General features: G+C 68.2%; 19 protein-coding genes. 10 read left to right on the top strand and 9 right to left on the bottom strand.

What is annotated here, in order from left to right:
• Nucleotides 1-6 precede the first annotated feature (6 nt).
• Entirely contained in the window at nt 7-558 is a 552-nt protein-coding gene (gene purE, locus G6N64_RS13455) for a 5-(carboxyamino)imidazole ribonucleotide mutase (RefSeq protein ID WP_163797513.1), read from the bottom strand.
• Nucleotides 551-1,771 carry a 5-(carboxyamino)imidazole ribonucleotide synthase gene (locus tag G6N64_RS13450; protein WP_163797512.1) on the bottom strand — a complete coding sequence of 407 codons (1,221 nt, stop codon included), beginning with the start codon at nt 1,769-1,771 and terminating at the stop codon, nt 551-553. The genes purE and G6N64_RS13450 overlap by 8 nt, the downstream gene beginning before the upstream one ends.
• A 94-nt stretch (nt 1,772-1,865) precedes the next feature.
• Between G6N64_RS13450 and G6N64_RS13445 the strand changes: the two genes are divergently transcribed.
• Nucleotides 1,866-2,582: a GtrA family protein gene (locus G6N64_RS13445; protein ID WP_163797511.1), complete on the top strand. Its 717-nt coding sequence runs from the start codon at nt 1,866-1,868 to the stop codon at nt 2,580-2,582.
• On the opposite strand, the gene G6N64_RS13440 is transcribed toward G6N64_RS13445, so the two are convergent.
• From G6N64_RS13440 to G6N64_RS13430, 3 genes are all read right to left on the bottom strand, one after another.
• The gene (locus G6N64_RS13440; protein ID WP_163797510.1) at nt 2,537-3,055 is read right to left on the bottom strand and encodes a PH domain-containing protein; all 519 of its coding nucleotides are present in this window, start codon (nt 3,053-3,055) and stop codon (nt 2,537-2,539) included. The genes G6N64_RS13445 and G6N64_RS13440 overlap by 46 nt on opposite strands.
• 65 nt (nt 3,056-3,120) lie before the next feature.
• Nucleotides 3,121-4,374, bottom strand: a complete 1,254-nt coding sequence (locus G6N64_RS13435; protein WP_163797509.1) for an MATE family efflux transporter — start codon at nt 4,372-4,374, stop codon at nt 3,121-3,123.
• On the bottom strand, nt 4,367-4,531 hold the full coding sequence (locus G6N64_RS13430; protein ID WP_163797508.1) for a hypothetical protein: 165 nt from the start codon (nt 4,529-4,531) through the stop codon (nt 4,367-4,369). The genes G6N64_RS13435 and G6N64_RS13430 overlap by 8 nt, the downstream gene beginning before the upstream one ends.
• A 278-nt stretch (nt 4,532-4,809) precedes the next feature.
• Here G6N64_RS13430 and G6N64_RS13425 point away from each other — a divergent pair, with 278 nt between their 5' ends.
• Nucleotides 4,810-5,583 carry a hypothetical protein gene (locus G6N64_RS13425; protein ID WP_163797507.1) on the top strand — a complete coding sequence of 258 codons (774 nt, stop codon included), beginning with the start codon at nt 4,810-4,812 and terminating at the stop codon, nt 5,581-5,583.
• Nucleotides 5,584-5,587: 4 nt separating this feature from the next.
• Here the strand turns inward: G6N64_RS13425 and G6N64_RS13420 are convergent, their stop codons facing one another.
• On the bottom strand, nt 5,588-6,613 hold the full coding sequence (locus tag G6N64_RS13420) for a GH39 family glycosyl hydrolase (RefSeq protein WP_163797506.1): 1,026 nt from the start codon (nt 6,611-6,613) through the stop codon (nt 5,588-5,590).
• 138 nt (nt 6,614-6,751) lie between these two features.
• Between G6N64_RS13420 and G6N64_RS13415 the strand changes: the two genes are divergently transcribed.
• The 6 genes from G6N64_RS13415 (at nt 6,752) to G6N64_RS13390 (ending at nt 12,948) form a co-directional block, all read left to right on the top strand.
• A complete protein-coding gene (locus G6N64_RS13415) occupies nt 6,752-7,480 on the top strand; it encodes an acyltransferase (RefSeq protein WP_246231143.1) in 729 nt (242 codons plus the stop codon).
• A gap of 265 nt (nt 7,481-7,745) precedes the next feature.
• On the top strand, nt 7,746-8,789 hold the full coding sequence (gmd, locus tag G6N64_RS13410; protein WP_163797505.1) for a GDP-mannose 4,6-dehydratase: 1,044 nt from the start codon (nt 7,746-7,748) through the stop codon (nt 8,787-8,789).
• A 4-nt stretch (nt 8,790-8,793) separates the two neighbouring features.
• Nucleotides 8,794-9,756 carry a GDP-L-fucose synthase family protein gene (locus G6N64_RS13405; protein WP_163797504.1) on the top strand — a complete coding sequence of 321 codons (963 nt, stop codon included), beginning with the start codon at nt 8,794-8,796 and terminating at the stop codon, nt 9,754-9,756.
• On the top strand, nt 9,753-11,036 hold the full coding sequence (locus G6N64_RS13400) for a WcaI family glycosyltransferase (RefSeq protein WP_163797503.1): 1,284 nt from the start codon (nt 9,753-9,755) through the stop codon (nt 11,034-11,036). Before G6N64_RS13405 ends, G6N64_RS13400 begins: the two co-directional genes overlap by 4 nt.
• Nucleotides 11,033-12,226, top strand: coding sequence for a glycosyltransferase (locus G6N64_RS13395; protein WP_163797502.1), 1,194 nt, complete (start codon nt 11,033-11,035; stop codon nt 12,224-12,226). The genes G6N64_RS13400 and G6N64_RS13395 overlap by 4 nt, the downstream gene beginning before the upstream one ends.
• Complete coding sequence (locus G6N64_RS13390) at nt 12,223-12,948, top strand: FkbM family methyltransferase (protein ID WP_197748353.1); 726 nt, start codon at nt 12,223-12,225, stop codon at nt 12,946-12,948. The genes G6N64_RS13395 and G6N64_RS13390 overlap by 4 nt, the downstream gene beginning before the upstream one ends.
• Before the next feature lie 8 nt (nt 12,949-12,956).
• Here the strand turns inward: G6N64_RS13390 and G6N64_RS13385 are convergent, their stop codons facing one another.
• On the bottom strand, nt 12,957-14,396 hold the full coding sequence (locus tag G6N64_RS13385; protein ID WP_163797501.1) for a tyrosine-protein kinase domain-containing protein: 1,440 nt from the start codon (nt 14,394-14,396) through the stop codon (nt 12,957-12,959).
• Nucleotides 14,397-14,549: 153 nt separating this feature from the next.
• Between G6N64_RS13385 and G6N64_RS13380 the strand changes: the two genes are divergently transcribed.
• Entirely contained in the window at nt 14,550-15,857 is a 1,308-nt protein-coding gene (locus tag G6N64_RS13380; RefSeq protein WP_163797500.1) for an O-antigen ligase family protein, read from the top strand.
• 12 nt (nt 15,858-15,869) lie between these two features.
• On the opposite strand, the gene G6N64_RS13375 is transcribed toward G6N64_RS13380, so the two are convergent.
• Together G6N64_RS13375 and G6N64_RS13370 are read right to left on the bottom strand one after the other, a co-directional pair.
• On the bottom strand, nt 15,870-17,843 hold the full coding sequence (locus G6N64_RS13375; protein WP_163797499.1) for a hypothetical protein: 1,974 nt from the start codon (nt 17,841-17,843) through the stop codon (nt 15,870-15,872).
• Nucleotides 17,844-18,086: 243 nt separating this feature from the next.
• Complete coding sequence (locus G6N64_RS13370) at nt 18,087-18,899, bottom strand: biotin--[acetyl-CoA-carboxylase] ligase (protein ID WP_163797498.1); 813 nt, start codon at nt 18,897-18,899, stop codon at nt 18,087-18,089.
• Nucleotides 18,900-19,001: 102 nt separating this feature from the next.
• Here G6N64_RS13370 and G6N64_RS13365 point away from each other — a divergent pair, with 102 nt between their 5' ends.
• Nucleotides 19,002-20,630 (top strand): acyl-CoA carboxylase subunit beta, encoded by a 1,629-nt coding sequence (locus G6N64_RS13365; protein ID WP_163797497.1) that lies wholly within the window; start codon nt 19,002-19,004, stop codon nt 20,628-20,630.
• The last annotated feature ends 33 nt before the right edge of the window (nt 20,631-20,663 follow it).

The following is a 20,663-nucleotide window of genomic DNA, read 5'->3' as shown; positions in this document are numbered from 1 at the left end:
TCCTCGCTACTCACCGGTAACTTTACCCGGGTTCGCGACGTCGCCGAGCAACCGGTCGCGCAGCGCCGCATCCTTCCGGAGGACCGTCGCCTCGAGGTCGCCCTGGAACCGTTCCATCCGTTCCCGGAGTTCGACGTCCGCGGACCCCAGGATCCGCACGGCCAGCAGGCCGGCGTTGCGCGCCCCGCCGATCGACACGGTCGCCACGGGAACACCCGCGGGCATCTGCACGATCGACAGCAGCGAGTCGAGCCCGTCGAGCCGCGCGAGCGGCACCGGCACGCCGATCACCGGCAGAGGGGTCGCCGAAGCGACCATGCCGGGGAGGTGCGCCGCGCCGCCGGCCCCCGCGATGACGACCTCGATGCCCCGGCCTGCGGCGGTGCGCGCGTAGTCCAACATGCGACCGGGCGTCCGGTGTGCGGACACGACGCCCACCTCGAACGGCACCTCGAACTCGACGAGGGCGGTGACCGCGTCCTCCATCACCGACCAGTCACTGTCGCTGCCCATGATCACGCCGACGCGTGGGCGCGCGGTCCGTTCGTCGTCACTCATGTCCCGACCATCCATCCGTCCATTCCGCAGTGGCCAACCAGTGTGCCGCCCGCACGGCACGCTCCCGGACGTCCGCCACGTAAGTGGCGTCGTCGAGCGACCCGCCCGGCGCCCCGAGCACGTTGACGTGCCCGATCTTGCGGCCCGGGCGCTCCCCCTTGCCGTAGAGGTGCACACGCGCCTCGGGCAGGCGGCCGAAGAGGTGGTGCAGCCGCTCGTCCATGCTCATCTCCGGCGTTCGGGAACCGCCCAGCACGTTGGCCATCACCGTCACCGGCGCGATCTGACCCGTCGTCCCGAGCGGGTAGTCCAGCACCGCCCGCAGGTGCTGCTCGAACTGGCTGGTGCCGGCGCCGTCCATGGTCCAGTGGCCGGAGTTGTGGGGGCGCATCGCCAGCTCGTTGACCAGCAGCTCGCCGGTCGCAGTCTCGAAAAGTTCGACGGCCAGCACGCCCACCACCCCCAGTTCCTGCGCGAGCCGCAGCCCCAGCCGCTCCGCAGCGACGCCCAGGTCCCGACTCAGGCCGGGAGCCGGCGCGAGCACTTCGACGCAGATCCCGTCGCGCTGCACCGTCTCCACCACCGGCCACGCCGCACCCTGACCGAACGGCGAGCGTGCGACCAGTGCCGACAACTCGCGAACCATGTGCACGCGCTCCTCGATCAGCACGGGGGCACCGTCGGCGAGGTAGCGCTCGGCGACCGCCCGCGCCTCGGCCACGTCCTTGGCGAGCGTCACCCCGCGTCCGTCGTAGCCGCCGCGCGCGGCCTTGACGACGACGGGCCCGCCGACCTCGGCGGCGAACTCGTCGACGTCCGACGGACGGGTCACCTCGACGAACCGCGGGATGGGTGCGCCCAGCGCCTGCAACCGGCGGCGCATCACCAGCTTGTCCTGCGCGTGCACCAGGGCCCCGGGCGGCGGCGCGACGTTGACGCCCTCGCGGACCAGCTCGTCGAGCAGCGCGGTCGGCACGTGCTCGTGGTCGAAGGTGAGCGCCGAGGCGCCCTCGGCGGCGCGGCGCAGCGCGTCGATGTCGGTATGGGCACCGACGATGACGTCGGGGGTGACCTGAGCCGCGGGATCCCCTGCCGAGGCGGCCAGCACGCGCAGGGTCTGACCGAGTTCGATCGCCGCCTGATGCGTCATCCTGGCCAGCTGTCCACCGCCTACCATCGCCACCACCGGAGGCCGGAACCCGTCGCCGCTCATGCCGTCATGGTGTCACGCCCGCAGCACCCGTCCGCACCGGCTGCGACCTGCACGGGTACGCGTCAGGGGCCCTATTTCCGTAGACTCGGCTCTCGTGTCCTTCGCTGATGCCACCATTGCGCGGCTTCCCCGCGCGGTTCGGCCCTTCGCTGAGCGGCATCACGAACTGATCAAGTTCGCGATAGTCGGCGCCTCCACGTTCGTGATCGACTCGTCGATCTTCTTCACGCTCAAGCTGACGATCCTCGAGCCCAAGCCCGTCACGGCGAAGATCATCGCCGGCATCGTGGCGGTCATCGCGTCGTACATCCTGAATCGCGAATGGAGCTTCCGCGATCGCGGCGGCCGCGAGCGGCACCACGAAGCGCTGCTGTTCTTCGGCGTCAGCGGCGTGGGAGTGCTGCTCAGCATGGCCCCGCTGTGGGTGTCCAGCTACGTGCTGGGTCTGCGCGTGCCCGAGGTGTCGCTCACGATGGAGAACATCGCCGACTTCATCTCGGCGTACATCATCGGCAACCTGCTGCAGATGGCGTTCCGGTTCTGGGCGTTCCGGCGCTGGGTGTTCCCCGACGAGTTCGGCCGCAACCCGGATAAGGCCGTCGAGGCCACCATGACCGCGGGTGGCATCGCCGAGGCACTCGAAGACGACTACGAGAGCCACCACGGCGTCGGTCGCAGCGCGGGTCAGGGCATCACGCCCACCCCCGATCCGGCCGCCCCGGACGCCGGGACGATCACCCCGATCGGCTCACGCCGTCGCGCCGCTCAGCTCGGCGACTCCTCGGAACCGAGGGTGTCGAAGACTTCGTGATAGAGCAGGGAGTGCACCTGCTCGACGCGCGGGATGTCGTGAAACTCCAGTGGGTCCTGCGCCGCTGACTCGATGATCAGCGTGCCGGTGCGCAGCATTCGGTCGAGCAGACCGTGCCGGAACTCGACGCTGTTGATCCGCGCCAGCGGGATGTCGATGCCCTGCCGGGTCAGCAATCCGTGGCGGAACATCACCCGACGGTCGGTGATGACGAAATGCGTTGTCCGCCAGTTCAGAAATGGCCATAGGACCAGCCACCCCACGATGATCGCCCACACCACGCCGATGACGATCATCACGATGTTGGTGGCGGTGGGCTCCCAGTCCGTCTGATTGACGACGGCCGCGCCGAAGGCGGCCGCCGCGGTGACGAGCAGCAACACCAGGATCGGGCCGATCAGGCGCTTCCAGTGCGGGTGCCGGTGCAGCACCACGCGCTCGTCGGCGGCCAAGACGTTGTCCGGGTAGGGCATGACGCGACTGTAGAGCGTGGCAGGCACCCGCACGAGGACACCGGCAGAAGTGATTCCTCGCCCGGCTAGACCCTCGGTGCCGCCGCCGCGATGTCCACCGACTCGGCGCGAGCGCGCGCCTGCCACGGCGCGATGATCGCAAGCCCGACTGTGCCCCCGAGGATCGTGCCGACCGCCAGTCCCACGGCGACCCCGGTCGCGCTGGGGAAGAGCACGGCGGCGCCCAGGGAGACGACGAGCGTGGCCACCATCGTGCCGATCTTGAACACGATCGCGTCGGTACTCCGGTTGAACGTCTTGAGGAAGATTCCCAGCCCGAGCGACAGCATGACCGCGCCGTACTCCACCACCACGATGGGCAGCACCTGCTGCGCCGGTGCGAACGACTCGCCGAGCAGGTAGGCGCCGAGGTGCACCGGCAGCGACCAGAGCAGCAGGCCCGCCACGACGTTGACGTAGACCATCACCAGGGCGAAACGCACGATGCCCTGCCACACGACCCTTGGCTGGGACGAACTCCGCGTGCTCTCCGAGATGACGATCAGCTGGAACGCCGACGCGAGGATCGCCAGCGGGGCCAGCAACACCGTTGCGCCGCGCAACGCCGCGGTGGCGGCAGAACCCAGCATCGCCGCGACGATCGTCAGGACGAGGAACACGGTGACCTGTTCGATGCCGGCGTCGATTCCGTATCTGACCCTATGCTGCCACCCGGCTGCGGCCCACGTCACGATGCCGCGGACCCGTGGGACGACCCGGAGACTCACCGCCATCCCGACGAAGGCGGCGAGGGCGAGCCCACCCCATCCCCCGAGGACGTACGGGACCGTCACGACGTCCAACCAGGTTGCGACGAGCAATCCGACCGTCCCGAGACACCAGATGCCGTCCCACAGGGCCGCGACGTGTGGCCGCCCCTCGGCGATCGCGACGTATCGCAGCATGTCCTGACACAGGACGAACGGCGCCGAGACGGCGAGCAGGACGGCCGGCAGGCCGACCGTCCGACCATAGGTCAGCATGAACAGCGCCAGGATCAGGCCGACGACGACCCCGGCGACCAACGCGAACGAGCCCTCCCGCCTGATCTGGGCGCTGGTCTGATCCGCCTTCAGTAGCAGGGGCGTCCCGATCGCGCCCCGCATGGTGCCCATCACCGCGACGAGCGCCATCATCATCAGCGCGATGTCGCCGAAGGTCTGCGGCGTCGACACGACCGCGATCGCGAAGGTGATGAGGCCGTTGCTCGCGCTGGAGAAGATCTGGTCGAGGGTGCCCGACACCACCCGGACCCGGCGACTCAGCGGCTGGTCACCCATGTGGGTCGCTCGACACGAGGTGTCCGGCGGCCGCGGACTGCACGCGTGGGTCCGTGGGATCCTTCCCGTGCAGGAAGACGAAGTACAGCGCGAGGGCCGCGAGCACCGTCACGGCGATCGCGGCGAGCACTCGCAGCGTCGACTGCACCATCGTCATTCCCACTTCGTCGTCGACTTGCATTGCCGGGCGGGTCCGCGAATTTCGGTCAGGACCGATGGTCAGGCTACGCCGTGGTGGCGGTGGCCGTCATCGGACGAGGACACCGCTCCTCACAACCCCACGCTCAGAACGTCTTTCGAAGCCCCAGATTGGTCGACGGTCTCGTCGTCGGCGCGTTCCAGGCCGACGCTGGACGCCGAGAACGGCGAAAATGCAAGGCGGCGACTCGTTGCTGCTGGGTCGGTGAGTCCCGCCCGTGCGACCATGACCAGACCATGACGTCTCGCAATTCACGGCTGCCGATCAGACCGACCGTGCTGACTCCGCACCGGCTGCTGGCAGCGCTGTCCCTGCTCCTCGTCATTGCGGTGGCTGTTGGCTGCAACCGGCAGAGCGTGGCGGAACCACCTCTGATCGGCGAAGCGCGGCTGAGCATGGCGGGCCTCGCGGACGGCCCGCCCCCGCCGACGTTCGGGCCCGGTCCGGCGACACTCGCGGCAGACCCGCCGAGCGATCCAGGAGCCCAGCTCAGGATTGCGGGGGGACGGCTGACCAACGACCCGTCGGGCCCCGGCCGTGCCGCCGGTTATTACACCTCCGCCGACCTGGGTGGACCGATCACCAGGATCGGCGCCCGGTGGACGTTCGCGCCTCGGGGCGGATCACAGGGTGCGATGGCGCTGGTGGTCTCCAGAAACGGTCTGAATCTGCCCTTCTCGGTACACCTGAACATCACTCCCAAATTCTGGAGCTTCGGGGTGTGGCCCGCCGGCGGCGGACCGGGGACCGGCCTCCAGACGCTGGGCTACGAGCAGTTCGACGTCCCGCTCGCGCAGGACGGCACGACGGAACACGAGACCCAGGTCGTCATCGAGGGCGAACGCGTGGACGTCACCCTGCCCGACGGCGAACACAGAGTCATCAGGGATCCCCGGATCGCCGAGTGGGCCGGCTCGTTCGCGACCTTCGAGGTGTACGCGGACAACGCCATGACGGATTCGCGGGCCGGCTTCACCGACGTCTGGGCCGAGAGCCGCGACGTCGGGTGACCACCTACCTCGAAAGAACCCGCGCGGCGACCTTCGGCTGCCAGTCGTTGGTCAGCAGCGCGCCGTAGTTGCCCTCCGGGTCGGCTGCCATGCCGTCGCCGTCGCGGATGGTGAAGATGAAGGCGGGTCCGCTGTACCCGGTGGCAGCAGCAGCGGCAAGGACGTCGGTGATCTGCTTCGCCTGCTCGTCCTGGGTCACCCCGTCCGGCGCGGGCATGGTCGGTGCGCCGAGTTCGGTCATCCAGATCTGTTTGGCGCCGTCCCCTTCGGCGGCCATGACCCCGTGCATCTGCCCGACCGCGGACCATCCGCCATACGAGTCCGCGTCCAACCCTCCCGGTGACACGTAGGGGTGCATCGCCGTCGCATCGAAGTATCCCTTCGCGCCGCTGGCGTACATCTGCGACAGGAACGTCGCGGGTGGGATTTCGCCGGTACGGCTCATCCCGGCCGAAACGATCGTCGCGCCGGGCTGAACCTTCTTGATCGCGGTGTAGGCGGCCTTGAGCAGGTCGGTGTACTTCGCCGCGGCGTCACCGGTGGAACCGAAGTAATCGGAGGAGTTCGGCTCGTTCCAGATCTCCCAGCTGGAGACTCGAGTGCCGTACCGGCCGACCGCCGCCGTTGCGAAGTCGCCGAAGTCGGCCGCGTTCTGCGGCGGCGCGCTCCACGACGTGCCGGGCGCCCGCGCCCAGTCCGGGGCGAAGGCGACCATCATCAACACCTTCAGACCGTGGGCGCGAGCCGAATTCACGACGCCGTCGATGTAGCTCCAGTCGTAGAGACCTTCCACCGGCTCGACACGAAACCAGTCCACGACCACCCTCAGCCAGGTCGCATTGGTCTTGGCCACGGCGTCGAGTTCGCGGTCGAGGGTCTGCTGACTGAGCCTGACGTCGCCGCCGTACTGGCTGAATCCGTATCCGGCGCTCGGCGCCTCGAGCGCTGCGGAAGTCGGCGCCTGCACGGCGAGGCCGATCGACAACACGGCAACGGCGGCCACCGCAACCCCGATCGACCATCTACGCATGTCGCAAACCTACCTTGGAGCGTTCACCCGACGCGTTGCCCGCGAACGCATGCCCGACGGCGCGCCAATGGCCCTTACGGCTGATCGAGGGTGCGCTAGGGTTTGGCGGTCAACCCATCTGGCTCGGGACGGTCTCTCTTGACGAATCACCATCTGCCCAACGTCCGGCCGAACAAGTGGCTGTCGCTGTTGCTGTGGATGCTCCCCAACAGCGACATCAAGACCTGGGCTCTGCGGCGCCTCGGCAACCAGATCGGGCGCGACGTGTCGCTCGGACCGAGCATCGTCATCGGTTGCGGACGATTCACCATCGGCGACGAATCGGCCATCGCGACGTTCAACGTCTTCCGGAATCTGTCTACCGTCGACGTCGGAGCCAAGGCGTTCATTGGCAACTTCAACCAGTTCACCGCGGCAGCCGACTACCAGTTGTTCAGCCCGCTGGTCGGCAAATTCATCATGGGTGACCTGAGCACCGTCACCAACCGGCACTACTTCGACTGCTCCGGCCAGGTGATCCTGCGCGCACGCGCGGGCATCGGCGGGATCAGGAGCATCTTCCAGAGTCACGAGATCGACCTGATGGAGAACCGCACGAAGGTCGGCCGGATCGTCCTCGGCGAGAACGCGATGACGGGTACCGGCTGCACGCTGCTGATGGACTCGGAGCTGCCCCCGCGGTCGGTATTGGCTGCCCGGTCCCTGCTGACCAAGGCCAAACGACGCGAGGACCTGCCCGAGTCCGGCCTCTACGCCGGGGTGCCCGCGCGGTTCATTCGCGAGGTCACCGACTTCGAATGGTGGGATCGCGACTCCTACAACACCCCGGTGATGGAGTTCGACGACGCGAAGTTCCAACTCGACTAGAGCCGGGCCCCGAGCGAGACCCGAGACCGGCTCTGCGCGCGGGCGCACCGCCGGCCCACCTCGTCACCGACCACGCGTGGCAACGGTCGGGCGGTCGGGAAACGCCGTTGGGACGGCATGCTCCGTAAGATGGTTTATAGTTGCCCCGCAAACACATCATCGCTGGTTGCGCTGAATCGTTTGCCGAGGTCCATCGCCGAGAGATCGTCGGCGGCGGGTCCGCGACCGTCCGACACCTCAAGCCCCGAGCGAAGGACCTCCGCACGTGACCGAACCGGCAGGCAAGCGCGCACTCATCACCGGGATCACAGGGCAGGACGGCTCCTATCTGGCCGAACTGCTGTTGTCCAAGGGCTACGAGGTCCATGGTCTGGTTCGCCGGTCGTCCAGCTTCAACACCTCGCGAATCGATCATCTCTACGTCGATCCGCACGAACCCGACGCCCGGCTGTTCCTGCACTACGGCGACCTGACCGACGGCGCACGGCTCGTGACCTTGCTGACCACGATCAAGCCGGCCGAGGTGTACAACCTGGCGGCGCAGTCCCACGTCCGGGTGAGCTTCGACGAGCCGGTGCACACCGGCGACACCACGGGCATGGGTTCCATGCGACTGCTCGAGGCCGTGCGGCTCTCGGGACTCGACTGCCGGTTCTATCAGGCCTCCTCGTCGGAGATGTTCGGTGCGTCGCCGCCGCCGCAGGACGAGGACACGCCCTTCTACCCCAGGTCGCCCTACGGCGCCGCAAAGGTGTACTCGTACTGGGCAACCCGGAACTACCGCGAAGCGTATGGCATGTTCGCCGTGAACGGCATCCTGTTCAACCACGAATCACCGCGCCGAGGCGAGACTTTCGTGACCCGAAAGATCACCCGAGCGGTCGCGCGCATCAAGGCCGGGGTGCAGGACAAGCTCTACCTCGGCAACCTCGACGCGGTCCGCGACTGGGGTTACGCGCCCGAGTACGTCGAGGGCATGTGGATGATGCTGCAGAGCGACGTCGCCGACGACTACGTCCTCGCGACCGGGCGCGGCTTCACCGTGCGCGAATTCGTGGAGGCATCCTTCTCACACGTCGGCCTCGATTGGGAAGACCACGTGGTGTTCGACGAACGTTACCTTCGCCCAACGGAAGTCGACGCGCTGATCGGGGACGCCGGCAAGGCGGAGCGGGCCCTGGGCTGGCAGGCGAAGACCCACAGCGCCGATCTCGCGCGTCTGATGGTGGCGGCCGACGTCACCGCCCAGGAATGCGAGGGCCGACCGTGGATCGACCAGCCGCTGGTCGCGGGCTGGCCGTCGGCGTGAGCGCATGAACCCCCCGCCCTACGCACTGGACCGCGCTGCGCCCACCTTCGTCGCCGGACACGGCGGCCTGGTGGGCTCGGCGCTGGTCCGGGCCCTCGAGGCAGCCGGATTCGACGACCTGGTCGTACGGTCGCGCAGTGAACTCGACCTCGCGCACCGGGACGCGGTCTTCGAGTTCATGCGCGACGTCCGCCCGAGCGCCGTCGTCGTCGCGGCGGCCAAGGTCGGTGGGATCGGGGCGAACGACACCTACCCGGCCGACTTCCTCTCGGAGAACCTGCAGATCCAGGTCAATCTCATGGATGCTGCTGCCGAGGTTCGGGTTCCACGTCTGCTCTTCCTCGGCTCGTCCTGCATCTACCCGAAGTTCGCTCCGCAACCCATCACCGAGGACGCGCTGCTGACCGGCCCACTCGAGTCGACCAACGACGCGTACGCCATCGCGAAGATCGCGGGCATCCTCCAGGTACAGGCAGTCCGCAGACAGCATGGGCTGCACTGGATCTCGGCGATGCCCACCAACCTCTACGGACCCGGGGACAACTTCACCTACGAACAGTCACATCTGCTGCCCGCCCTCATCCGTCGGTACTCGGAGGCGGTCGATGCGGATCTCGACGTGGTGACCAACTGGGGCACCGGGAGTCCGCGACGGGAACTGCTGCACGTCGACGACTGCGCATCCGCCTGCCTGCACCTCCTCGAGCACTACGACGCCGCCGGGCACGTGAACGTCGGCACCGGTAGGGATCACACGATCGCCGAGATCGCCGAGATGGTGGCCGACGCCACCGGATTCCGGGGACGGACGGAATGGGACCGCACCAAGCCCGACGGAACACCGCGCAAGGTGCTCGACACGTCACTGCTCACCGACACGGGCTGGACGTCGACCGTCCCACTGCGGGATGGCATCACGTCTACGGTGGCATGGTTCCGCGACAACGTCGCCGTCATCAGACGATGACACCTCCGGTGAGCGTGCCGGAGGGTCGCATGCGAATCTGCGTCTGCAGCGTCAACTACTTCCCCGAGCACACCGGGATAGCGCCGTACACGACGGCCCTCGCGGAAGGTCTGGTGGCGAACGGGCACGAGGTCACCGTCCTCACCGCCCCGCCGCACTACCCGCACCGACACGTCGCCGAGGAGCATCGTCATCTCGTCGGGACCACCCGCAGCGAGAACGGGGTCACGGTGCGACGCCTGCCGTCCTACGTTCCGAGCAATCCGAGTCTCAAGCATCGCCTGGCCTTCGAATCCGCCTTCGGCGGCAAGGCGGTGGCGGCGCGCTGGGGCCGGCCCGACGTCGTCCTGACGATGAGCCCGTCACTCATCGCGAGCGGCATGGTGGTGGCGAGGGCGCGCGCCTCCGGCACCCCGGTCGGGGTCATCGTGCAGGACCTGTACGGCCGCGGCGTGGTCGAGACCGGCGCGATGAGTGGCGGAATGGCCGACGCTGCAACGAAGTTCGAAGCATCCATTCTGCGAGCCGCAACCGGGGTCTCGGTCATCCACGACAGGTTCGCCGCCGCCACAACCGACATGGGCGTTCCTCGTGATCGGGTCCGGGTCATCAGGAACTGGACCCACGTCGAAGCGCGTGACCCGTCGACCGACGTAGCGGCACTCCGGTCACGGCTCGGCTGGTCACCAGACGACTGCATCGTCCTGCACAGCGGCAACATGGGCGTCAAGCAGGGTCTGGAGAACGTCGTCGACGCCGCCAAGGTCGCCGACACCCGCGAACTCCGCGTCCGGTTCATCATGCTCGGCGACGGCAACCAGCGCCCCGCGCTGGTCGAGAGGGCGACGGAGGTCGCCCGCATCGAGTTCATGGAGTCGGTGGACGAGGACGTCTACCGCGACGTCCTCGCCGCCGCCGACGTACTCCTGCTCAACGAGCGACCCGGCGTCGGAGAGATGGCCGTGCCCAGCAAGTTGACGTCCTACTTCGCCGCCGGGCGTCCGGTCCTCGCGTCGACCGATCCCGGTGGCGTCACCGCACAGGAGGTCGACAGAGCCGGTGCCGGTGTCGTGGTTCCGGCCGGCGACCCCGCCGCCCTGATCGACGCACTCCTGCGACTGGTCGACGACCCGCCGGCCTGCCGTGCGATGGGGTCGGCCGGCCAGGACTACGCACACCGCGTGCTGGGCGCCGACCACGCCATCGCGCAATACGACCAGTGGTGTCGCGACCTGGTTCGGGGAGCCGGGCGGCGCCGACCACCGGACGGGTCGGCGTGATCGACGGGCCCAGGGCGACACTGCGTCTCCTCCAGGTGACGGGCACGCTCGATCCGGAATACGGCGGGCCTCCGGTCGTCGTGAACCAACTGACCTCGGCGCTCGGCGCCAACGGCTTCGACGTCGACGTGGTGACCTTGGACGAACCCAGCTCTCCATGGCTGGCCGACGTCCCCGGCAATCCGGTGGCCCTCGGCTTCCGCATGGCGGGTTACCGGTACAACCACGGTTTGGTCGACTGGCTCCGAACGCACGTCGACGACTACGACGCCGTCATCGTCCACGGCATCTGGCAGTACCAGAGTGTGGCAGTGCGGTCGGTGTGCCGGCGGCAGGGTGTGCCGTACTTCGTCTTCGTCCACGGCGCCCTCGACCCGTGGTTCGCCGAACGATACCCGCGCAAGCATGCGAAGAAGTCGCTGTACTGGAAGCTGATCGAGCGCAGGGTGCTGCGCGACGCCCGGGCGGTGCTGTACACGTGCGACGAGGAGCGACGCCTTGCGGCAACCGCGTTCACGCCGTATCGGGCCACCGAGGCCATCGTGAATCTCGGCATCGCCGAACCGCCCGGTGACGCGGACCGGCAGGTCGCCGCGTTCTACGCCGCGCATCCCCATCTCCGCGGACGCCGGATCACGTTGTTCCTCAGCCGGTTGCACCCCAAGAAGGGCTGTGACCTCCTCATCCGGGCGTTCGCGGAATCGAGTCGATCCGAGCCGCACGCGCACCTGGTGCTCGCCGGCCCGGACTCCGACGGCACGATGGCGACACTCGTCGAACTCGTCGACGCGCTGGGCATCGCGGAGCGCGTGACGTGGGCGGGGATGATCACCGGCGACGTGAAGTGGGGGGCCTACCGGGCCGCCGACGTATTCGCACTCACCTCGCACTCGGAGAACTTCGGGATCGTGCTCGCGGAAGCACTTGCGTGCGCGCTGCCCGTCCTGATCACCGACAAGGTGAACATCTGGCGCGAGATCGTCGGTGCAGGGGCGGGTTTCGTCGCGCCCGACACCGAAGCGGGTGCGCGGGAACTGCTGGACGGCTGGGCGGCATTGTCGGACGCCCAGCGCAACGACGTTCGGGAGCGAGCGCGCTCCTGCTTCGTCGACAACTTCGAGGCGCGACACGCCGGCCTGGTGTGCGCGAGGACGATCGCCGCGGCGATCGGGAAGGCGGACCACGCGTGAAGCGCATCGTCAAGCTGGCGGCAATCCTTCGGGTGCCGACGTTCCGTTCGGCGCTCTTGCGTCACCGCGTCGCAGCGGCGGTCGAGCACACCAGGGTCCTGGGTGATCTCGACCTTCGTACCGTGATCGACGTCGGAGCGAACCGGGGACAGTTCTCGTTGTTCGCGCTACAGCACTTCCCCGGGGCCTCGATCATCGCCATCGAACCGCTGGCCGGGCCTGCGGAACGATTCCGACGCACCTTCGCGGGCCACGACCGGGTGACCCTGCATCAGACGGCCCTCGGGCCGGTGGGCGGGGAAGCCACGATGCACGTGTCGGGACAGGACGATTCGTCGTCCCTGCTGCCCATCACGTCGACCCAGTCCGACATGTTCAAGGGCACCGCCGAGGTACGGACCGAGGAGGTGCGGGTCAGCACACTGCCCGACCTGATCGACCGGGCGTCGATCCAGTCACCGGCCATGCTCAAGCTCGACGTCCAGGGCTTCGAACTCGAGGCACTGCGGGGCTGCGCGGAGTTCCTCCCCGACTTCGCCTACGTGTGCGCCGAGGGCTCGTTCGTCGAACTGTACGAGGGTCAGGCCAAGGCGGACGACGTCATCGTGTGGCTGCGAGAGCACGGCTTTCACCTGATCTGCGTCTACGGCACGGTGAGCGACGACCAGGGCCGAGCCGTTCAGGCCGACATGCTGTTCGGGCGGACACATCCGGCGGAGTAGCCGCCGCGTCAGAGCGCGGGTGTGTCGCGCGTGGCAGCGTACGGCGATGCGGCGTGCTTGACCGGCGTCGTTGCCGGCCCATCCGACTGCGGAGCGGCCGGGGTGGCGTCCCGCCGGTCGGTGGCGTGACCCTCGTTCAACACCACGCCGATCACGTCGACGTTGATGTTCTCCAAGTGGTCCATGCAGTCGTGGAGATCCGAGATCTTCGAGCGCTTCGGCCGGGCCACCAGCAGGACGCCGTCCACCCAACGCGCCGCAGCCTCGGCGTCCGGGCCCTCGAGCAGAGACGCGGCGTCGACGATGACGTAGTCGAACGACTGCCTCAGTTCCTGAAAGAGTGTGCCGCACGCCGGTGACGACAGCAGGTCGGCAGGATTGCTTCGGCCCAGCTTCCCGGCGGTCAGGACGTTCAAGCCGTCGAACTGAGCCACCTGGAGGATCGCCGAGAGTGGCGCCCGGCCGGTGATCGCGCTCGTCAGTCCCCGCGCGTCGCTCGTCGCGGTGCGGACTCCGACGCCCGGCTGCCGCAGGTTCGCATCGACCAGGACGACCGAGTTGCCGCCCTCGGCGAACGCCGCCGCCAAATTGACTGCGACCGTGGACTTCCCGTCACCCTTGCGGGGACTCGTCACCAAGATCGTGGAGAGGGCGCGCTCCGAGTGAGCGACGGACAGCCCCGTGCGAAGGTGCCGGAACGCCGCTGCGGCAGGACTTGCCGCCGCACCGAAGTCCAGCGTGGATGTCTCCCCGAAGAGCCGATCATGCGGCAGCTTGGCGAGGGTGCGGGTGCCCGCCTGCCGCTCGACGTCCGCGTCGTCGCGTACGGAATTGTTCAGTCGCTCGCGGCCCAGGGCGAGGACGATTCCCGCGAAGAGGCCGATGACGGTCGCCAGCACGGTGTTGATCAACAACAGCGGCGAGACCGGGTCGTCGGCCACGGTGGCAGGGCTCAGCGCCGTCAGGCGCGCCGAGGGTTGGCCTCCCCCGCTTGGGGTCTCGAGAGCCGACACCCTGTCGGCCATCGAGTCGGCGACCGCGTTGGCGAGCCGCCGAGCCACCTCGGGGCTCGCGTCGCGCGCCGTGATCGTCAGCAGGACCGTGTCGGGGACCGTCTCGGCGCCCACGACGTCGCGGGCCTGATCGACCGGCATGTCGAGTCCCGCCGCCTTGACGGCGGGTTCGAGCACGGAGTCGGAGAACACCAGCTTGGCGTACGAGTTCACACGGTTCTGCGAGCCCATCACGTCCTCGTAGGGCGTGACGCGGTTCTCGATGCTGCCGGCCGTGACGTACATCGTCGTACTGGCCTCGTAGACGGGCTTCTGGATCAGCGACACGACCAGGGCGATCAGGCCGAACACGAGCGCGGTCCCGAGGATGATCCACCAGCCGCGCGACAAAACGGTGATCGCGTCCCGGGTGGACATTCGCTGCATGGTCGGCATGGTGCCTTCCTTCGATCGTGTTCCCCGTGTTGGCCGATGCGCTTCGCTGACGTGCCGTAAGCTGACTTAGCCTGCAGGTTACATGGTAGCTGGCGGATCACGCGCCACAACGGTGCGGAGGTCACCGACGTGGCGGGAGTTGATGACCGAACCATGACATCGGAGCCTCTGACGACGCTACGGCCGTTGCCCGGCGACGTCGTCGGTGCGGTCCGGCTGCCCGCTTGGGTGCCCAAGGCGGCGATCGCGTCGTTCCTGGTGGCGTCATTCACTGCCACGTGGGGCGGTTTCATGATTGCCGGCCTGCAGCTGGCCGACATGTTCCTCGTGATGTCGCTGGGCGTCATCGGGGTGCTGGTGGTTTTCGGGGACTTGCGTTTCCGCATTCCGTGGTGGCTGTTCGCTCCGGTCGTCGCTTTGTTGGCGTGCTTGCTCGCGCTGTCCGTCGTCCCCATTCCGGACGCCGTCTTCGGTGCGCGGTACCAGCCGCCCTTCATCACGCCGGACAGCCTCGTCAAGGCCCTCTACTGGATCATCGCCCTCGTGGCGGTGCCGCTGGCCGCCGTGGCGTGCTCGGCGCTCGACGCCCGGGTGGTGACGTGGATACTCGCGTGCTTCCTGGCGGGAGTCTGCGTCTCGGCGATGGTGGCACTCACCGATCTCACCGCCTTGACCCACATCGCACAATCCATCGGCTACGACAGCAACAACCGCCGTCAACCTGGCCTGACGGTGCACCCGAACTCCCTGGGCATCACGTGCGTCATCGCGGCGCCCTTCGCCGTCCACTTCATGAACCAGGCCCGACATCACTGGCTGCCGACCATCGCCCTGGTCATCCTCTTCGGCGGTGCACTGGCCACCGGGTCCCGGGGTACGCAGGCCGTCCTGCCATTGGCCGTCCTCGCCGCGATCCTGGTGTCCCCGCACAAGAAGCGGGTCCTGGGGTTGTTGGCCGGAATCGCGGTTGCGGGGATACTCGGCGGATTCTTCATACTTCAACAACTCGTCCTCGGCTTCCTCGGCGAACTGCTGCGATTCGGTGGAACCAACGTGAATACCGGCGGCGACACCGAACGCAGAATGGTCACCCTCCAAGCACTTGAGGACATCTCGCGATATCCATTCTTCGGAATCGGAATAGAACACATCGTGGAGGCTCACAACATCTATCTGCAGATCCTGTCGGCCGGTGGGTTGGTGTTGGCCGCAGGGATGTTCACCTACTGGTTCTGCGCCCTGTTCTCCTGCTGGCGCGCGGGTCGCCACGGCGTGGCGGTCGCGCCGTTCCTGGTGATCTCGATCGTCGCCTGGCTCGCGATCGGAGCCATCGAGAACCAGCTCACCGACCGTTTGCTGTACTACACCGTCGGTTGTGCCGCGGCGCTTGCCGCCGCGCACGTGTCCGAAAGGGTCAAGCGTCCCCGGATCAGAGCCTCGCGGACGGGCCCCACCAGGTAGCCAACGGTCGTCCTACCGCGACGACCCACGGCGCCGGATGAGCACGAACAATCCCACCGCCACGGCCAGCAGCACGAGCGCACCGGCGGCGATGAGCCCCTCGACCCGCCAGCTGCCGCCGTCCACCGCAGCCTCCGCCGCAGGATCGTCGACGTCACTCATCGACTGGGTGTCAGCGCCGACTGTGAGATTCACCGTCTCGCCCGCCCCGCCGGTCGCCACGACGTCGCCGGTCAGCGATGCCCACCGCCCGGTGAGCCCACGGATGAAGTCGAAGCTGCGATCCACCAGTGCCCAGTCGCCGGTACCGGTCACCGCCAGGATGGTGCGCCGGTTCTCCGAGAACGTCTGGACGACTCCGAGCGGGCCCGCTCCGTCCACGCCGGTCACCGGTGTGCCGTCGGTGGTGAACGAGTCGTTCTGGCCTGGCAGCAGCGGCGGGGTCAGGTTGACCCGCCGAAGTTCGTCACCACCGGCCACCACGAGGAGTCCGGTGTCCCCATCGGATACGGCCTGATCGAGGGTCGTCACATGCGGTCGGAGAATCGCACCGGTCTGTTGCGCCAGGAGGTTGACGGCCTGGGCGGCGAAGCGAAGGTGATCGGGGCTGTCCACGGAGACGTCGAAGTCCGGTAGGAACGACATGGGGAGGACGGGGAACCCGGCTTGGTCGTTGCTTCCCGCCGTGACCGACACCGTCGACTGAGGATTCAGCGCGAAGGTGATCCGGTCGAACACCGGCGCACAGCCCTCGCGTGGCGTGTAGCGGACCTCCATCGCCAACGCGACGGTGGAACTGATCGCCTCGGAGGGGACGTCCATGTTCAGGTCGAGTCTGCCCGAGTCGTCCAGCGCCTTGGCGCCGATGACCGTCGATCCGGCCCGGACCAGCACCGAGCCCTCTCCTCCGGTGATCGGCGAGTAGTCGGCCAGCAGGTGGATCCGCGCACGGCCCACCTTCCCGACCCCGAACGAGCCGGGATCGAAGCCGGTGAACAGCGTCGTGGCACCGAGGACGGACACCTGACCGGTCATGCCCAGTTGGCCGAACGTCCTGGTGTCGGTCGACTTGGGCTGCGCGTCGGTCGACGACGCCACCGAGACGGACGTCGTCTGCGCCAGCTCGAAGCGGCGATCGGCGAACAGCGCCACCTGTCGCTTCAAGTCGTCACCACTGCCCGTGATGGCGAGGACGGCCTCGGGGGTGTCCGGATTCTCCACGGTCATCCCGGGCGCACCGTCGCCGCGGACGTCGATCACCCGCCGGGACTCGGCCGGCGGCACCGCGTCCGGAGATGTGTCGACGTCGATCCGCACCGGCATCGGGCGGTAGAGCTTGGTGAGCTGTGCCACGAGGTCCAACGCGGCCTGCTGCTGATCCTCGTTCGGCGTCGGGCCGACGCGGATGACGATCTGGTCGAGGTAGCCCGGTAGGAAGTCGGCGACGGTGCGCGGGTTGGGGGTCGGGCCCGAGAACGCCGTGGAGAGTTCACTGAGGGTGACGGCCGGCGGGGGAACGCACGCGGTCGTCGGGGAACTGTCCACACGTAGAAGGAAGCTCAGTCCGGCGATCCCACCGACCACCTGTGCGGCGGCGATGTCGACGGCGAAGGGCGCCGTGACCGGCCCCACGGGGAGCGGAATGCTGCCGAGGAAGGTGCCACGGACGTCGAGGACGTCCACCCGGCCGCCCGGACCGACGTCCACCACCGAGCCGACCTGGCCCGTCAGCACAGTCGGCAGCACACCCTGCGGCACGGGAACCGCGATGTCGGTCGGCAGGTTGTAGCCGAGCATCTGGATGCGGTCGGCGAGGCCCAGTTGCCGCCAGGCGATCGCAGGAGTGGTGCCGGCCGCCGGCGCCTCGACGACAGGCTCCGGCGCGGGCTCGGACCATGCCACGGGAAGGGCCGACGACGACGCCATGGCGACGCACAGGACGAGCGATCCCAGAAGACGGAACGCCGCAGTCACAGCCGCTGTCATAGCGCTCCTTCGATTCTGGCTCAGCGCGAGTCGTCGTAATGTAAGCCAAGTTATCGCCTTAGCTGAGTAGAACCGCCGACATCCACGGCCGCGTCCGGCAAATGTTGCCGAAGGAGCGGTGAGGCGGCGCCTCGCGTCTCCGTCGGACGGCTTGCGCACGGGTTGAGCCACCCGGGTCCGCCGTCGGGGACGCGCTGCTCGCCGCACCGTTCGAGCGCCGCGCCGGGCCAGAGCGACCGGCGCTCAGACTGGCCGCAGATGAACCACGTCACCTGCGGATATGGTGATCACCCCCGTTTCGGTGTCGACGTGCAGTCGACCCTGTGGGTCGATGCCGGTGGCCATGCCGACGACCGTGCGATCGCCGGGGAGGGTCACTCGCACGCGGGCCGAGACGGTAAGGCTGCGCGACGCGTACTCAGCCACCAGGTCGGCGTCGGCACCCCCGGCCGACCGCAGCCCGTCCACGCGGCGGACGAGTTCGCCGAGCAACTCGACGATCAGGCCGGCCCGGTCGACGTCGGCCGCTCCTTGGAGCGTCAAGGAGGTGGCATTGGGATCGGGCAGTTCGTCGGCGTCGTAGGAGACGTTGAGGCCGACGCCGACCACGATGGTCGACGGCGACGGTGCGACCTCGGCGAGGATTCCGGCCAGCTTGCGCCCGTCGGATGCCGCGAGCACGTCGTTGGGCCACTTGAGGCCGGCCTCGACGCCGGTGACCTCGCGCACCGCGTCGACGACCGCCAGTCCCGTCACCAGCGGCACCCACCCCCACGAGCCGACGGGCACGTCGGCGGCATCGACGGCGATGGACACGATCACCTGCGCGCCCGGCACCGACGACCACACCCGCCCGTTCCGGCCCCGGCCGGCCGTCTGGTTCTCCGCGATCAACACGGCGCCGACGACGTCCTCCCCCCGGGCGGCGCGGCCCATCAGATCGGCGTTCGTCGAGCCGGTTTCGGCGACCACGTCGATCCGACTCGCGGGGACCGAGGCGAGGATCCGCTCCCGTAGCTCAGTGACGTCGAGGGGGGTCCGACCGGCTGTGGGCACGGGTGGTCTCCTGTCGGGATCGAAGGATCGTCGGCGGCGCGTACGGCCCGCACCACCGGGGAGATGTGGGAACCCTGCGGCGCGCCGATACTATCCATGACCATGACGAGCGTTACGGAACCGACCGCTGGAGCCGAGACCGACATCCACACCACCGCGGGCAAGCTCACCGACCTCCGCAATCGCACGGAGCAGGCGCTGCACCCGGTCGGTGAGGCCGCCGTCGAGAAGGTGCACGCCAAGGGCAAGCTGACCGCCCGGGAGCGCATCCAGGCCCTCCTCGACGAGGGCTCCTTCGTCGAACTCGACGCGTTGGCGAGACACCGCAGCACGAACTTCGGGATGGAGCAGAACCGACCGGTCGGCGACGGCGTGGTCACGGGCTACGGCACCATCGACGGGCGCGACGTCTGCATCTTCAGCCAGGACGCGACCGTGTTCGGCGGCAGCCTCGGCGAGGTCTACGGCGAGAAGATCGTCAAGGTCCAGGAACTCGCGATCAAGACGGGCCGACCTCTCGTCGGGATCAACGACGGAGCGGGCGCCCGGATCCAGGAGGGTGTCGTCTCACTTGGCCTGTACAGCAAGATCTTCCGCAACAACATCCTCGCGTCGGGCGTCATCCCACAGATCTCGCTGATCATGGGTGCCGCCGCGGGTGGCCACGTGTACTCCCCCGCCCTCACCGACTTCGTCGTGATGGTCGACAAGACCAGCCAGATGTTCATCACCGGACCCGACGTCATCAAGACGGTCACGGGAGAAGACGTGACCATGGAGGAGTTGGGCGGCGCGCACACCCACATGGCCAAGTCGGGTACCGCGCACTACGTGGCCTCGGGCGAGCAGGACGCGTTCGACTACGTGCGCGACCTCCTCAGCTTCCTGCCGCCGAACAACTACGCCGAGCCGCCACGTCTGGTCTCCCCGCCGCACCCTGGCGCCATCGAGGACAGCCTGACCGACGAGGACATCGAACTCGACACCCTCATCCCCGACTCGCCGAACCAGCCGTACGACATGCACCAGGTCATCACGCGGATCCTCGACGACGACGAATTCCTCGAGGTGCAGGCCGACTATGCGGGCAACATCCTGGTCGGCTTCGGCCGCATCGACGGACGATCGGTCGGCATCGTCGCCAACCAGCCCACGCAGTTCGCAGGATGCCTCGACATCAACGCCTCGGAGAAGGCCGCGCGGTTCATCCGGACCTGCGACTGCTTCAACATCCCCATCGTGCTGCTCGTCGACGTCCCGGGTTTCCTGCCGGGCACCGACCAGGAATACAACGGGATCATCCGGCGCGGCGCGAAGCTGCTCTACGCCTACGGCGAGGCCACCGTCGCGAAGGTCACCGTGATCACCCGCAAGGCGTACGGCGGCGCCTACTGCGTGATGGGGTCCAAGGACATGGGCGCCGACGTCGTGGTGGCGTGGCCGACGGCGCAGATCGCGGTCATGGGCGCCTCGGGCGCGGTCGGCTTCGTCTACCGGCAGCAGCTGAAGCAGGCTGCCGCCGACGGCGAGGACGTCGACGCGCTGCGGTTGCAGCTGCAGCAGGACTACGAGGACACGCTGGTGAACCCGTACATCGCAGCCGAGCGCGGCTACGTCGACGCGGTGATTCCGCCGTCGCACACCCGCGGGTACATCGCAACCTCGCTTCGGCTGCTGCAGCGCAAGGTGATTCAGATGCCGCCGAAGAAGCACGGCAACATCCCGCTGTAACCCCGCCGCCGATCACGCTCGAAGGACCCACCG

Source organism: Mycolicibacterium sediminis (assembly GCF_010731735.1).
Taxonomy (GTDB): Bacteria; Actinomycetota; Actinomycetes; order Mycobacteriales; family Mycobacteriaceae; genus Mycobacterium; species Mycobacterium sediminis.
Note: the sequence above shows the minus strand (reverse complement) of the source record. Positions and strands in the feature narration are given on the sequence as shown.

Bases quoted from the DNA above. Each gene is read 5' to 3' on its own strand.
- purE (WP_163797513.1), bottom strand. From the start codon at position 558: ATGAGTGACGACGAACGGACCGCGCGCCCACGCGTCGGCGTGATCATG.
- G6N64_RS13425 (WP_163797507.1), top strand. From the start codon at position 4,810: ATGACGTCTCGCAATTCACGGCTGCCGATCAGACCGACCGTGCTGACT.
- G6N64_RS13400 (WP_163797503.1), top strand. From the start codon at position 9,753: ATGACACCTCCGGTGAGCGTGCCGGAGGGTCGCATGCGAATCTGCGTC.
- G6N64_RS13385 (WP_163797501.1), bottom strand. From the start codon at position 14,396: ATGCCGACCATGCAGCGAATGTCCACCCGGGACGCGATCACCGTTTTG.
- G6N64_RS13365 (WP_163797497.1), top strand. From the start codon at position 19,002: ATGACGAGCGTTACGGAACCGACCGCTGGAGCCGAGACCGACATCCAC.
- G6N64_RS13405 (WP_163797504.1), top strand. From the start codon at position 8,794: ATGAACCCCCCGCCCTACGCACTGGACCGCGCTGCGCCCACCTTCGTC.
- G6N64_RS13450 (WP_163797512.1), bottom strand. From the start codon at position 1,771: ATGAGCGGCGACGGGTTCCGGCCTCCGGTGGTGGCGATGGTAGGCGGT.
- G6N64_RS13375 (WP_163797499.1), bottom strand. From the start codon at position 17,843: ATGACAGCGGCTGTGACTGCGGCGTTCCGTCTTCTGGGATCGCTCGTC.
- G6N64_RS13420 (WP_163797506.1), bottom strand. From the start codon at position 6,613: ATGCGTAGATGGTCGATCGGGGTTGCGGTGGCCGCCGTTGCCGTGTTG.
- G6N64_RS13430 (WP_163797508.1), bottom strand. From the start codon at position 4,531: ATGACGATGGTGCAGTCGACGCTGCGAGTGCTCGCCGCGATCGCCGTG.
- G6N64_RS13435 (WP_163797509.1), bottom strand. From the start codon at position 4,374: ATGGGTGACCAGCCGCTGAGTCGCCGGGTCCGGGTGGTGTCGGGCACC.
- G6N64_RS13440 (WP_163797510.1), bottom strand. From the start codon at position 3,055: ATGCCCTACCCGGACAACGTCTTGGCCGCCGACGAGCGCGTGGTGCTG.
- G6N64_RS13380 (WP_163797500.1), top strand. From the start codon at position 14,550: ATGACATCGGAGCCTCTGACGACGCTACGGCCGTTGCCCGGCGACGTC.